General features: G+C 71.6%; 12 protein-coding genes. 11 read left to right on the top strand and 1 reads right to left on the bottom strand.

What is annotated here, in order from left to right:
• Window positions 1-34: 34 nt before the first annotated feature.
• On the bottom strand, window positions 35-586 hold the full coding sequence (locus ACZ60J_RS14320) for a beta-class carbonic anhydrase (RefSeq protein ID WP_469681825.1): 552 nt from the start codon (window positions 584-586) through the stop codon (window positions 35-37).
• 341 nt (window positions 587-927) lie between these two features.
• Here ACZ60J_RS14320 and rsmH point away from each other — a divergent pair, with 341 nt between their 5' ends.
• The 11 genes from rsmH to ACZ60J_RS14265 all read left to right on the top strand — a co-directional run bounded on the left by rsmH (window position 928) and on the right by ACZ60J_RS14265 (window position 13,761).
• Window positions 928-1,857, top strand: coding sequence for a 16S rRNA (cytosine(1402)-N(4))-methyltransferase RsmH (gene rsmH / locus ACZ60J_RS14315; RefSeq protein WP_375957454.1), 930 nt, complete (start codon window positions 928-930; stop codon window positions 1,855-1,857).
• Entirely contained in the window at window positions 1,854-2,405 is a 552-nt protein-coding gene (gene ftsL / locus ACZ60J_RS14310; protein WP_469681824.1) for a cell division protein FtsL, read from the top strand. The genes rsmH and ftsL overlap by 4 nt, the downstream gene beginning before the upstream one ends.
• A gap of 4 nt (window positions 2,406-2,409) precedes the next feature.
• Entirely contained in the window at window positions 2,410-2,571 is a 162-nt protein-coding gene (locus ACZ60J_RS14305; RefSeq protein ID WP_469681822.1) for a hypothetical protein, read from the top strand.
• Window positions 2,568-4,595, top strand: a complete 2,028-nt coding sequence (locus tag ACZ60J_RS14300; RefSeq protein WP_469681820.1) for a peptidoglycan D,D-transpeptidase FtsI family protein — start codon at window positions 2,568-2,570, stop codon at window positions 4,593-4,595. Before ACZ60J_RS14305 ends, ACZ60J_RS14300 begins: the two co-directional genes overlap by 4 nt.
• A gap of 46 nt (window positions 4,596-4,641) precedes the next feature.
• Window positions 4,642-6,351, top strand: a complete 1,710-nt coding sequence (locus ACZ60J_RS14295; protein ID WP_469681818.1) for a UDP-N-acetylmuramoyl-L-alanyl-D-glutamate--2,6-diaminopimelate ligase — start codon at window positions 4,642-4,644, stop codon at window positions 6,349-6,351.
• Complete coding sequence (locus ACZ60J_RS14290; protein ID WP_469681816.1) at window positions 6,348-7,766, top strand: UDP-N-acetylmuramoyl-tripeptide--D-alanyl-D-alanine ligase; 1,419 nt, start codon at window positions 6,348-6,350, stop codon at window positions 7,764-7,766. The genes ACZ60J_RS14295 and ACZ60J_RS14290 overlap by 4 nt, the downstream gene beginning before the upstream one ends.
• Window positions 7,763-8,833 carry a phospho-N-acetylmuramoyl-pentapeptide-transferase gene (gene mraY, locus ACZ60J_RS14285; RefSeq protein ID WP_469681814.1) on the top strand — a complete coding sequence of 357 codons (1,071 nt, stop codon included), beginning with the start codon at window positions 7,763-7,765 and terminating at the stop codon, window positions 8,831-8,833. Before ACZ60J_RS14290 ends, mraY begins: the two co-directional genes overlap by 4 nt.
• Window positions 8,815-10,242: a UDP-N-acetylmuramoyl-L-alanine--D-glutamate ligase gene (gene murD / locus ACZ60J_RS14280; protein WP_469681812.1), complete on the top strand. Its 1,428-nt coding sequence runs from the start codon at window positions 8,815-8,817 to the stop codon at window positions 10,240-10,242. Before mraY ends, murD begins: the two co-directional genes overlap by 19 nt.
• 77 nt (window positions 10,243-10,319) lie before the next feature.
• A complete protein-coding gene (ftsW, locus tag ACZ60J_RS14275) occupies window positions 10,320-11,753 on the top strand; it encodes a putative lipid II flippase FtsW (protein WP_469681810.1) in 1,434 nt (477 codons plus the stop codon).
• Window positions 11,754-11,759: 6 nt separating this feature from the next.
• On the top strand, window positions 11,760-12,854 hold the full coding sequence (murG, locus tag ACZ60J_RS14270) for an undecaprenyldiphospho-muramoylpentapeptide beta-N-acetylglucosaminyltransferase (RefSeq protein ID WP_469681808.1): 1,095 nt from the start codon (window positions 11,760-11,762) through the stop codon (window positions 12,852-12,854).
• 31 nt (window positions 12,855-12,885) lie between these two features.
• Entirely contained in the window at window positions 12,886-13,761 is an 876-nt protein-coding gene (locus ACZ60J_RS14265) for a cell division protein FtsQ/DivIB (RefSeq protein ID WP_469681806.1), read from the top strand.
• The last annotated feature ends 257 nt before the right edge of the window (window positions 13,762-14,018 follow it).

The raw sequence follows: 14,018 nt of genomic DNA, 5'->3' as shown, positions 1-14,018 counted from the left end.
CCGCATTCTTGACGGCCCTTGGCCCTGGTGTCACTCAAGAGGTGGGATCGATCTCCCGCAGGAGCCCGGTGTGCACGTCGAAGACGAAGCCTCGCACATCGTCCTTGTGGGGCAGGAAGGGGTTCGTGCGGACCCGCTGCATGGACTGGCGGACGTCCTGGTCCACGTCACGGAAGGCCTCGACGGCCCAGGCGGGGCGCTGGCCGACCTCGTCCTCCAGCTCGTGCCGGAAGTCCTCGGTCAGGCTTTCGAGGCCGCAGCCGGTGTGGTGGATGAGTATCACCGTGCGGGTGCCGAGCGCCCGCTGGCTGATGGTGAGGGAGCGGATGGTGTCGTCGGTGACGACCCCGCCGGCGTTGCGGATCGTGTGACAGTCGCCCAACTCCAGGCCGAGGGCGGCGTGAAGGTCGAGGCGGGCGTCCATGCAGGCCACGACGGCCACCTGGAGGACCGGGCGGGCGTCCATGCCGGGGTCGCTGAACTTCGCGGCGTAGGCGCGGTTCAGCTCCACGAGCCGGTCGGTGGTCGGGGAACCCTCGCGGGGCAGGTGGGCGGACTCGGCGGGCAGGGATGCGGAAGTCGTCATGGTGTCGACGGTAGTGGTCACAGGGCGTGCGGGCATCGAGTGAGGGTGGACAAAGAAGGTCACTCGATCCTGTTGTGAGCTAACCCACAGGGGTGAGTCGCACCGGGCCGTCCGGGTGATTCACGGCTTTTGCCGCTTCGGTCACAGCGGGGCGCACGGCGCGCGGGGCGGTTCGTTGACCGCGGCGACCGTTGCACTAAAGTGACGCGAACCGGCCGGAGCCCGGCCCTGACCGGCCGCCCGGCCCTTTGGTAAGACTCCGCGTGCGCGGCGCGGCGTATGCCTGCCGCGCCGTTATCTGAGAGGGCGCTTTGACTAGCGAGTCCCGACACGTCCCGGTGATGCTCCAGCGGTGCCTGGACCTGTTGGCCCCGGCACTGGAGAGGCCCGGGGCCGTCGTCGTCGACTGCACCCTCGGGCTCGGCGGGCACAGCGAGGCCCTGCTCACCCGGTTCCCCGAGGCCCACCTGATCGGCCTGGACCGCGACAAGGAAGCCCTGCGCCTTTCCGGAGAGCGCCTCGCGCCCTTCGGGGACCGGGTCACCCTCGTCCACGCCATCTACGCCGACCTGGCCGACGTGCTCGACGGCCTGCGCATCCCCACCGTGCAGGGCATCCTCTTCGACCTCGGCGTCTCCTCCATGCAGCTGGACGAGGCCGACCGCGGCTTCGCCTACGCGCAGGACGCCCCGCTCGACATGCGGATGGACCAGACGACGGGCATCAGCGCGGCCGAGGTCCTCAACACCTACGCGCCCGGCGAGCTGGTCCGCATCCTGCGCCAGTACGGCGAGGAGAAGCAGGCCAAGCGGATCGTGTCCGCGGTCGTGCGCGAGCGGGACAAGGACCCCTTCACCAACAGTGCGCGCCTCGTCGAACTGATCCGCGACTCCCTGCCGCAGGCGGCGAAGCGGACCGGCGGCAACCCGGCCAAGCGCACCTTCCAGGCCCTGCGCATCGAGGTCAACGGCGAACTGTCCGGACTGGAGCGGGCCATCCCCGCCGCCGTGGACCGGATCGCGGTCGGCGGCCGGATCGTGGTGCTGTCGTACCAGTCGCTGGAGGACCGCCTCGTCAAGCAGGTCTTCGCGGCCGGCGCGGCCTCGACGGCCCCGCCCGGGCTGCCGGTCGTACCGGAGAAGTACCAGCCGAAGCTGAAGCTGCTGACGCGAGGTGCGGAGCTGCCGACCGAGGAGGAGATCGCCGAGAACCGGCGTGCTGCGCCGGCCCGCTGCCGCGGGGTGGAGCGCATCCGGGAGGCGCGGCTGTGAAACGCCTGGGGCGGGTGCTGGGGGGACCGGTCGCCGGACAGGCGGCGCGGACCCCGTTCGTCCTGCTGGTCGTGGCGCTGCTCGGCGGCGGGCTGATCAGCCTGCTGCTGCTGAACTCCGCGCTGAACCAGGGCTCCTTCCAGCTGAGCAAGCTGAAGCGGGAGACCACCACGCTCACCGACGAGGAGCAGGCGCTGCAGCGGGACGTGGACGGCTACTCGGCGCCCGACGCGCTGCAGCGGCGGGCGCACGAGCTGGGGCTCGTCCCCGGTGGCAGCCCGGTGTTCATCGGGCCCGACGGCAAGGTCGCCGGGGCCGCCTCGCCCGCCGCCGAGCCGCCGCCCCCGTCCCCTCCGGCGCCGCCGCCGTCCGCCGTGGCCGGCTCGCCCGCCCCGGGGGCGTCCGCCCCACTCCCGGCCACCCCGGCCGGGGCCCTGCCCAGCCCGGCCGGCTCCCCGGAGGCCGCGCCCTCGGGCGCCGCCGCGCCGGCCCCCTCCGCCGCACCCCCGGGCGGAGCCCCCCAGCCCTCGCAGACCCCTGGACGGTGACGTAGTGACGCGTACCCCTGCGGGGCTGGTCCCCTACCCGCCCTTCCACCGTTCCCCGGGCGCTGCCCGGACCCCCTTCGCCGGCCGGCCCACGGACCCCCGCTCCTCGCACGCCGGAGGGGCCGAGTTCCCCCGGATCCAGCGCCTCCCGGAGGCCGCCGCATGAGCCCGCAGGAGCCGCCGCGGCGGCGGGTGCCCGGGCCCGGGCGGCCACGGCCGGGCGGCGAGCGGGCGCGAGCCGGGGAGCGGGCGCGGGCCGGGGCCCGGCCGGCCGCCAGGCCCGCCACCCGTAGGCCCGCCCCCGCGAGGAAACCGCACACGATCCGGCTCGGCGCCCCCAAGCCCCGGCTGCGGCTGGTCAGCGTCGGTCTGACGATGGTGATGCTGGTGTTCGTCGTACGGCTGCTCCAGGTGCAGGCCGTCGACGCGTCCGCGTACTCCGCCAAGGCCTCCGAGAACCGCTTCGCCAGCTACACCCTGGCCGCCGAGCGCGGAGAGATCACCGACCGCAAGGGCGTCGCGCTCGCCACCAGCGTGGACGCGTACGACATCACCGCGGACCCGCACATGTTCACCGTGCAGGAGAGCAAGGCCCCCGACGCCCCCGAGCAGGCGGCAGCGCTCCTCGCGCCGATCCTCGGCAAGGACGCCAAGGAGCTCACCGCACGCCTGAAGACGAAGAACACCCGCTACGTCGTCCTCGCCCGCCGCCAGACCCCCCAGGTCTGGAACCAGATCAAGGACCTCAAGAAGGTCTTCGCCGAGAAGGCGGTCGCCGACAAGAAGAACAACGGCCCCGGCGCCAACGTCCTGGCCGGCGTGTTCAACGAGAACAGCAGCAAGCGCGTGTACCCGAACGGCGACCTCGCCGCCGGGATACTGGGTTACGTCAACGCCGAGGGCAAGGGCGGCGGCGGCCTGGAGTCCTCCCTCGACAAGAAGCTGTCCGGCAAGGACGGCACGCTCACCTACGCCCAGTCGGGCGGCCGGCGCGTGCCGACCGCCGGGTCCAGCGAGAAGCCCGCCGTGCCCGGCGAGGACATCGAGCTGACCATCGACCGCGACATCCAGTGGGCCGCGCAGAGCGCCATCACCGAGCAGGTCGCCAAGTCGGAGGCCGACCGCGGGTACGTCATCGTCCAGGACACGACCACCGGCGAGGTCCTCGCCATGGCCAACGCCCCGGGCTTCGACCCCAACGACCTCTCCAAGGCCAGCTCCGCCGCCATGGGCAACGCCGCACTGCAGGACGTGTACGAGCCCGGCTCCACCGCCAAGGTGATGTCGATGGCGGCCGTCCTGGAGGAGAAGAAGGCCGGCCCCGACACCCACGTCGAGGTCCCCAACCGGCTGCACCGCGGCGACCGGCTCTTCAAGGACGACATCGACCACCCGACCTGGTACCTGACCCTCAACGGGGTCCTGGCCAAGTCCTCCAACATCGGCACCATCCTGGCCACCGGCCAGCTCGGCCCGACGCAGCCCGAGTCCAACAAGGTCCTGCACTCGTACCTGGACAAGTTCGGCATCGGCCGGCCCACCGGCCTGGGTTACCCCGGCGAGTCCCGGGGCATCCTCGCCAAGCCCGAGAACTGGTCCACTTCACAGCAGTACACGATCCCCTTCGGCCAGGGCCTGTCCCTCAACGCCATGCAGGCGGCCTCCGTGTACTCGACCATCGCCAACGGCGGGGTCCGCATCGCCCCGACCCTGGTCCGCGGCACGAAGGGCCCCGACGGCCGCTTCACCCCGGCCCCGGCGCCCGCGAAGACCCAGGTGGTCAGCAAGGAGACCGCCAAGACCCTCGCGGCCATGCTGGAATCGGTGGTCGACGACCAGGAGGGCACCGGCACCAAGGCGCGGATCCCCGGCTACCGGGTCGGCGGCAAGACGGGCACCTCCAACCGGGTGGATCCGGCCACCGGCCGCTACAAGGGCTACACCGCTTCCTTCGCCGGCTTCGCACCCGCGGACAACCCCCGCATCACCGTCTACTGCGCCATCCAGAACCCCACCAAGGGCAGTTACTTCGGTGGTCAGATCTGCGGTCCCATCTACAAGAAGGTCATGGAGTTCGCCCTCAAAACCCTCCAGATCGCTCCCACCGGAACCGCCCCCGCCGGACTTCCGGTCACCTACGAACCCGGCGCGCAGCCCGGCCCCCAGCCGAGCCCGCAGCCCGGTCAGTGACCGAAACCCCGGCCGGCCCGCCCCAGAAATGCGTGAGGCACCATCAGTGACAACGATCACCCCCGAATCCGGGAACCACGCGTCCGCCGCCGCCGAGGCCGGGCCCTCACTTCGCGAGCGGCCCGCCGGGCCCGGTACGCTCACCGCCGTGCCCCACGCTGATCAGCCCAGAACCACCCAGAATGACGCACCGGCAGCGCCGCCGGGAGCGCCACGCCCCCTGTCCGTCCGCCCGACCCCCCTCGGCGAGCTGGCGGAGCTGCTGGGGGTCGAAGCCCCCGGCGCCCCCGGCGACCTGACGCGGATCACCGGCATCACGCACGACTCGCGTGCCGTGCGCCCCGGAGACCTGTACGCGGCCCTGCCGGGCGCCAAGCTGCACGGCGCGGACTTCGCCGCGCAGGCGGCCTCCCTCGGCGCCGCGGCCGTGTTGACGGATCCGGCCGGCGCGGAGCGCGCCGCGGCCACCGGCCTGCCGGTCCTCGCCGTCGCCGACCCGCGCGGCCGGATGGGAGAACTGGCCGCCGCGGTCTACGGACGGCCGGGCGAGGCCCTGCTCCAGATCGGCATCACCGGCACCTCCGGCAAGACCACCACGGCGTACCTCGTCGAGGGCGGCCTGCGCGGCGGCGGACGCACGACGGGGCTCATCGGCACCGTCGAGATGCGCGTCGGCGACGAGCGCATCAAGTCCGAGCGCACCACCCCCGAGGCCACCGACCTGCAGGCGCTGTTCGCGGTCATGCGCGAACGCGGCGTCGAGGCCGTCGCCATGGAGGTCTCCAGCCACGCCCTGGTGCTCGGCCGGGTCGACGGCTGCGTCTTCGACGTGGCCGTCTTCAACAACCTGAGCCCGGAGCACATGGAGTTCCACTCCGACATGGAGGACTACTTCCAGGCCAAGGCGCAGCTCTTCACCGAGCGCCGCGCCCGCCTCGGCGTGGTCAACATCGACGACGAGTACGGCCGCCGCCTGGCCAAGGAGTCGCCGATCCCGGTCGTCACGTTCTCCGCCGCGGGCGACCCGGCGGCCGACTGGCGCGCCGAGGACGTGGTCTCGCGCCACATGGACTCGACCCTGACCCTGGTGGGTCCCGCGGGTGAGCGGGTCACGGCCACCGCCCCGCTGCCCGGCCCGTTCAACGTGGCCAACACCGTCGCCGCCATCGTCACGCTCGCCGCCGCCGGCCTCGACCCGCAGACCGCCGCCGACGGCGTCGCCGCGGTCCCCGGGGTGCCCGGCCGGCTGGAGCGGGTCGACGCGGGACAGCCGTACCTGGCCGTCGTGGACTACGCGCACAAGACGGACGCCGTCGAATCGGTCCTGCGGGCCCTGCGCGAGGTCACCACCGGCAAGCTGCACGTGGTCCTCGGCTGCGGCGGCGACCGCGACACCACCAAGCGGGCCCCGATGGGCGCCGCGGCCGCCCGGTTCGCCGACACCGCCGTACTGACCTCCGACAACCCGCGCTCCGAGGACCCCCTCGCGATCCTCGCCGCGATGTTCCGCGGCGCCGTGTCCGTGCCGCCCGCCGAGCGGGGCGCCGTCCTCGTCGACGCCGACCGGGCGGCGGCCATCGCCACCGCCGTCGCGCGCGCCGAGGCGGGAGACACCGTGCTGGTGGCCGGCAAGGGCCACGAGCAGGGCCAGGACACCGCGGGCGTCGTACGCCCCTTCGACGACCGGGCGGTCCTGCGCGCGGCCATCGAGACCCAAGCACGCCAGCGTCCCCGACAGGCCGAGGTGAACCAGTGATCGCCCTTTCCCTCGCCGAGATCGCCGACATCACCGGCGGGCAGCCCCACGACATACCGGATCCGTCCGTCACGGTCACCGGGCCCGTGGTCTACGACTCCCGCGAGGTCCAGGCCGGAAGCCTGTTCGCCGCCTTCGTCGGGGAGCGGGTGGACGGCCACGACTACGCCGAACGCGCCCTGGCCTCCGGTGCGGTGGCCGTCCTCGCGACCCGGCCCGTCGGCGTCCCGGCCATCGTCGTCCCCGACGTGGTGGCCGCCCTCGGCGCGCTCGCCCGTTCCGTCGTCGAACGGCTGGGCACCGACGTCGTGGCCCTGACCGGCTCCGCCGGCAAGACCTCCACCAAGGACCTGATCGCCCAGGTCCTGCAGCACCACGCGCCGACCGTGTGGACCCCGGGGAACCTCAACAACGAGATCGGCCTGCCGATCACGACGCTGCGGGTCACCGAGGAAACGCAGCACCTGGTCCTGGAGATGGGCGCCCGCGGCATCGGCCACATCGCCTACCTCACCGGACTGACGCCCCCGCGCATCGGCCTGGTCCTCAACGTCGGCACCGCGCACATCGGGGAGTTCGGCGGCCGGGAGCAGATCGCGCAGGCCAAGGGCGAGCTCGTCGAGGCCCTGCCGTCCGAGGCGGAGGGCGGCGTCGCCGTCCTCAACGCCGATGACCTGCTGGTCCGTGCCATGGCCGGGCGCACGAAGGCCCGTACGGTGCTCTTCGGCGAGGCCGAGGACGCCGACATCCGGGCCACCGAAGTCCGGATGACGGACAGAGGACAGCCTTCCTTCACATTGCGAACACCGACCGGGTGCAGCGACGTGACCTTGCGGCTGTACGGTGAGCACCACGTGTCGAACGCGCTCGCCGCGGCCGCCGTCGCCCACGTACTGGGCATGTCCGTCGAAGAGATCGCCACCGCGCTCTCCGGGGCGGGCAGCCTGTCCCGGTGGCGGATGGAGGTCACCGAGCGGGCGGACGGCGTGACGATCGTCAACGACGCCTACAACGCAAACCCCGAGTCCATGCGGGCCGCACTGCGCGCACTCGCCGCGATGGGCGGTGCCGGCAAGGCGAACGGGGGCCGCACGTGGGCGGTGCTCGGCCCGATGGCCGAGCTCGGAGACGACGCGCTCGCCGAGCACGACGCGGTCGGACGGCTTGTCGTCCGGCTCAACGTGAGCAAGCTGGTCGCGGTCGGGGGCAGGGAAGCCTCCTGGCTGCAACTGGGCGCATATAACGAGGGTTCGTGGGGTGAGGAGTCGGTGCTCGTGTCCGACGCGCAGGCGGCGGTCGACCTGTTGCGCAGTGAACTGCGCCCGGGAGACGTCGTGCTGGTGAAGGCTTCCAGGTCAGCCGGCCTGGAGCGGGTGGCGCAGGCCCTGCTCGACGGCGAGGTCGCCGGCCGATGAGGCAGATCCTGTTCTCCGGAGTCATCGGACTCTTCCTCACGCTCATCGGCACCCCGCTGCTGATCAAGGGTCTGGCCCGCAAGGGCTACGGCCAGTTCATCCGGGACGACGGGCCGCGCGGTCACGCCGGGAAGAAGGGCACGCCCACCATGGGTGGCATCTCCTTCATTCTGGCCACGCTGATCGCGTACGCCCTCACCAAGGTGATCACCGGCAGCCAGCCGACCTTCTCCGGCCTCCTCGTGCTCTTCCTGATGGCCGGCATGGGCGTGGTCGGCTTCCTCGACGACTACATCAAGATCGTCAAGCAGCGCTCGCTCGGTCTGCGGGCCAAGGCCAAGATGGCCGGCCAGCTGATCGTCGGCATCGCCTTCGCGGTGCTCGCGCTGCAGTTCAAGGACGCCCGCGGACTCGCCCCGGCCTCGACGAAGCTGTCGTTCGTCAACGACTTCGGCTGGTCGATCGGCCCGGTGCTGTTCGTGGTCTGGGCGCTGTTCATGATCCTGGCGATGTCCAACGGCGTGAACCTGACCGACGGTCTGGACGGTCTGGCCACCGGCGCCGCCGTGATGGTCTTCGGCGCCTACACCTTCATCGGCGTCTGGCAGTACCAGGAGTCCTGCGCCAACGCGCAGACCCTGACCAACCCGGCCGCCTGTTTCGAGGTGCGCGACCCACTCGACCTGGCCGTCGTCGCCGCCGCCCTCATGGGTGCCTGCTTCGGCTTCCTGTGGTGGAACACCTCGCCCGCCAAGATCTTCATGGGCGACACCGGTTCGCTGGCCCTCGGCGGCGCGCTCGCCGGCCTGGCGATCTGCTCCCGCACGGAGTTCCTGATGGCGCTCCTGGGCGGCCTCTTCGTCCTCATCACCATGTCGGTCGTCATCCAGGTCGGCTCCTTCAAGCTGACCGGCAAGCGCGTCTTCCGGATGGCACCGCTGCAGCACCACTTCGAACTCAAGGGATGGTCCGAAGTCCTGGTCGTCGTCCGGTTCTGGATCATCCAGGGCATGTGCGTGATCGTGGGCCTCGGCGTCTTCTACGCGGGATGGGCAGCCGACAAGTGACCGCCTGGCAGGGCAAGAACATCACCGTCGCCGGCCTCGGCGTGAGCGGCATCAGCGCCGCGCGTGCCCTGGCCGGTCTGGGTGCGGTCGTCACCGTCGTGGACGGCGGCGACGGCGAGGGCCACCGTGCACGGGCCGCGGAGCTGGAGGCGGCGGGCATCTCCGTACGCCTGGGCGACGCGCAGACCCTGCCCGAGGGCACCGACCTGGTCGTCACCTCGCCGGGCTGGAAGCCCGACAGCCCCCTCTTCGCGGCCGCGGCCGCGGCGGGCGTGGACGTCGTCGGCGACGTGGAGATCGCGTGGCTGCTGCGCGGTCCGGACGCCGCCCCCTGGCTGGCGATCACCGGGACCAACGGCAAGACCACCACCACCCAGATGCTCGCCTCGATCCTCCGGGCGGCCGGGCTCCGTACGGCGGCCGTCGGCAACATCGGCACCCCGATCATCGACGTGGTGCTCGGCGAGGAGCAGTACGACGTGCTCGCCGTCGAGCTCTCCAGCTACCAGCTGCACTGGGCGCCCTCGGTGCGCCCCCACTCCGCGGCCGTCCTGAACCTGGCCCCGGACCACCTCGACTGGCACGGCTCGATGGAGGCGTACGCCGCCGACAAGGGCCGGATCTACGAGGGCAACACCGTGGCCTGCGTCTACAACGTGGCCGACAAGGCCACCGAGGACCTGGTCGTCGAGGCGGACGTGGAAGAGGGCTGCCGGGCCATCGGCTTCACCCTCGGCGCCCCCGGGCCCTCCATGTTCGGCGTCGTCGACGGCATCCTCGTCGACCGGGCCTTCGTGGAGAACCGGCAGAAGAACGCCCAGGAACTCGCCGAGGTCGCGGACGTCAACCCGCCGGCCCCGCACAACATCGCCAACGCCCTCGCCGCTGCGGCCCTGGCCCGGGCCTTCGGCGTGGCGCCGCGCGCCGTCCGCGACGGACTGCGCGACTTCCGGCCGGACGCCCACCGGGTCAGCCACGTGGCCGAGGTGGGCGGGGTCACGTACGTGGACGACTCCAAGGCCACCAACACCCACGCCGCGGAAGCCTCCCTGGCGGCCTTCGAGCCGGTGGTCTGGATCGCCGGCGGCCTCGCCAAGGGCGCGACCTTCGACGAGCTCGTCCAGAAGGCCGCGAAGCGGCTGCGGGGCGTCGTGCTCATGGGCGCCGACCGGGCCCTGATCGCCGAGGCACTGGCGCGACACGCCCCGGAGGTCCCGGTCGTGGACCTCGCACGGACCGACACTGGGGCGATGCTCGCGGCGGTCCGGGAAGCGGCCGGGCTCGCGGAGCCCGGGGACACGGTTCTGCTGGCTCCTGCCTGTGCCTCGATGGACATGTTCGCGAACTACAGCAAGCGTGGGGACGCGTTCGCCGACGCGGTGCGCGAACTGGCCGCCGAGCAGGCCTAGGTCCTGCTCGATCCAGGGCAGGTTCCCTCCGGCCGACCGGCTGCTCGCCTCGTACGAGTTGGAGGGGAAGATCACAGATGCCGGCCAAGCAAGTGCTGCCGGGGCGGCGGCCGTCCGCGGACAGGACCGCCAAGGCTGCCCGGTCCGTCAAAGAGGGCAGGGGCGCCAAACCAGGTGCTCCCCGGGCCGGCAGGGGGGTGCTGGGCCGCGGACGCCCCGCCGCGCGTCCCGGACGGCCCGCCGGGGGCGGGCCGCTGACCCGGCTGCGGCGCACGCAACGGCAGTTGCGCCGGGCCTGGGACCGGCCCCTCACGGCGTATTACCTGATCTTCGGCAGCTCGTTGCTCATCACCGTGCTCGGCCTGGTGATGGTCTACTCGGCCTCCATGATCAAGGCGCTCCAGCTCGGCCTGGGCGACGCGTACTTCTTCAAGAAGCAGTTCCTGGCGGCCGCGATCGGCACCGGACTGCTGCTGATCGCCTCCCGGATGCCCGTCAAACTCCACCGGGCCCTGTCCTACCCGGTGCTCACCGGCACGCTCTTCCTGATGGTCCTGGTCCAGGTGCCCGGGATAGGGGTGTCGATCAACGGCAACCAGAATTGGATCTCCCTTGGCGGTCCGTTCATGCTCCAGCCCAGTGAGTTCGGCAAACTGGCACTCATCCTCTGGGGCGCCGACCTACTGGCGCGCAAGGGCGACAAGGACCTGCTGAGCCAGTGGAAACACCTGCTGGTGCCGCTGGTCCCGGTCACCTTCCTGCTGCTCGGGCTCATCATGCTGGGCGGGGACATGGGCACCGCGATGATCCTCGGAGCCATCCTGTTCGGCCTGTTGTGGCTGGCCGGAGCCCCGACGCGGATGTTCGCAGCGGTCCTGGCCTTCGTGGGCGTGCTCGTCGCGCTGCTCATCAAGACCAGCCCGCACCGCATGGACCGGCTCCAGTGCATCGGAGTGACCGAACTGCCGGAGAACGGCCTGTGCTGGCAGGCCGTCCACGGAATCTACGCCCTCGCATCGGGCGGATGGTTCGGTTCCGGACTGGGTGCCAGTGTGGAAAAATGGGGGCAACTGCCAGAGGCCCACACCGACTTCATCTTCGCCATCACCGGCGAGGAACTGGGTCTGGCGGGGACGCTGTCGGTGCTCGCCCTGTTCGCGGCCCTAGGCTATGCGGGTATCCGCGTGGCCGGACGCACGGAGGACCCCTTCGTACGGTTTGCCGCGGGAGGCGTGACCACCTGGATCACGGCGCAAGCCGTGATCAACATCGGTGCGGTACTCGGTCTGCTGCCGATCGCCGGGGTCCCGCTCCCGCTGTTCTCCTACGGCGGGTCGGCCCTGCTGCCGACCATGTTCGCGGTCGGACTCCTCATCGCCTTCGCGCGGGAGGAGCCGGCGGCACGGGCGGCGCTCGCGATGCGGAGGCCCAAGAACGGCCGGCCGCGGACCGGGCAGAGATGGAAGTCGATGAGACGGCGCGTCAAGAAGCGTCCGTCCGGAGAGCGGTGAATTTCGGTGCATGTCGTACTCGCCGGTGGGGGGACCGCCGGCCACATCGAGCCGGCGCTGGCCCTCGCGGACGCCCTGCGCAGGCAGGACCCTTCCGTGGGCATCACCGCCCTCGGCACCGAACGCGGACTCGAAACCCGCCTGGTGCCCGAGCGCGGCTACGAGCTGGGACTGATCCCGGCCGTCCCGTTGCCCCGCAAGCCCACGCCCGAGCTGATCACCGTCCCGGGACGGCTCCGCGGCACCATCAAGGCCGCGGAGGAGATCCTCATCCGCACCAAGGCCGACTGCGTCGTCGGCTTCGGCGGCTACGTGGCCCTGCCCGGATACCTCGCGGCCAAGCGCCTCGGAGTGCCGATCATCGTCCACGAGGCCAATGCCCGGCCCGGACTGGCCAACAAGATCGGCTCCCGGTACGCGCACGCCGTCGCGGTCTCCACCCCCGACAGCAAACTGCGCGGCGCCCGCTACGTGGGCATCCCGCTGCGCCGCTCCATCTCCACCCTCGACCGGGCCCTGGTCCGCCCGGAGGCGCGCGCCGCCTTCGGCCTGGACCCCAACCTGCCGACGCTGCTGGTCTCCGGCGGCTCGCAGGGCGCCCGCCGCCTCAACGAGGTGATCGAGCAGGTCGCACCGACCCTCCAGCGCTCCGGGGTCCAGATCCTGCACGCGGTCGGCCCGAAGAACGAACTGCCGCGTGTCGACAACATGCCCGGGATGCCGCCGTATGTGCCGGTACCGTACGTGGACCGGATGGATCTCGCGTACGCAGCCGCCGACATGATGCTCTGCCGCGCGGGCGCGATGACCGTCGCCGAACTGTCCGCCGTCGGGCTCCCCGCCGCCTACGTCCCGCTGCCCATCGGCAACGGCGAACAGCGGCTCAACGCCCAGCCGGTGGTCAAGGCCGGCGGCGGCCTGCTCGTGGACGACGCGGAACTGACGCCCCAGTGGGTGCAGAGCCAGGTCCTCCCGGTGCTCGCCGACCCGCACCGGCTGTACGAGATGTCCCGCGCCGCCGCCGAGTTCGGCCGCCGGGACGCCGACGAGCTGCTGGTCGGCATGGTGTACGAGGCGATCGCAGCCAACAGAGCCCGCTGACGCGGGAAGCACCGACGCAGGAGGCACAGGAGTGGCCGGAGCGAGCACCGCGCAGCGTGGCGGTCCGGGAGCCGCCGGGAAGGGCTCCGGCCCCCTCAAGCGGCTGGGGACCCCGAAGGCCCCCAAGTCGCCGAAGCCGCCCAAGGGATCCGGCCCCGGGGGACCCCGCGGGCCGCGCCCCGGCGGGCGGCTCCCGGGAGGGCTGCGGCGGGGGCCCCTCGTGGTCGCCGGCGTGGTCCTCGCGCTGCTCCTGGCCGCCGGCTGCACCTGGGTGCTCTACGGGTCCTCCTGGCTCCGGGTCGAGAAGGTCACCGCCACCGGCACCGAGGTCCTGACCCGGGACCAGGTGCTGGCGGCGGCGGGAGTCCCGGTCGGGGCACCCCTGGTGTCCGTGGACACCGACGAGATCGAAGCCCGGCTCCGCGGCCGGCTGCCCCGTATCGATTCGGTCGATGTGGTGCGGGCCTGGCCGCACGGAATCGGGCTGAAGGTGACGGAACGCAAGCCCGTTCTGCTCATCAAGAAGGACGCGCAGTTCGTGGAAGTGGACGCTTCCGGTGTGCGATTCGACACGGTCGGACAAGCACCGGCGGGCGTTCCGCTCCTCGAACTGAGCTCCCAGCAGTCCCCGAGCGGCCGCCGTTTCGACGAGGAACGGCTGCTGCGCGAGGCCGTGGAGATCGCCGGGGTCCTCCCGGAATCCGTCCGCAAGGAGACCCTGCAGGTCAAGGTCCGGTCCTACGACTCGGTGGTACTGGAGTTGTCCGGCGGTCGGTCGGTGGTCTGGGGGAGCGGCGAACAGGGCGAGGCGAAGGGCCGCGCACTGACAGCGCTCCTGAAGGCCTCTCCCAAGGCTGACCGATTCGACGTGAGCGTCCCCACCGCCCCGGCGGTGTCCGGTAGTTGACGTCTGGTCGAACAGCGTCGCACCCTGGTTGGCCACCGATACGGGTGATCACATAGGGTGAAAAGAAAAACGGGAGGTTCGGCGTGTTCGTTGAACACGCGCTACTTGTCGACTTAGTGTCCTGTTCGGAAGAGTCCAAGGAACAGACACACTCATAACCCTAAACTTCAGGGTTAGGGTTCGGGTCGGCGTGTACGGACCGTCCCACTTTCGGCATCAGTCGTCGCACCGCAGGCCCGCGAGGCGAACGACACGTA

It is taken from the genome of Streptomyces sp. NPDC104226 (genome assembly GCF_055584085.1).
This window is presented reverse-complemented; position numbering and strand designations above follow the sequence as displayed.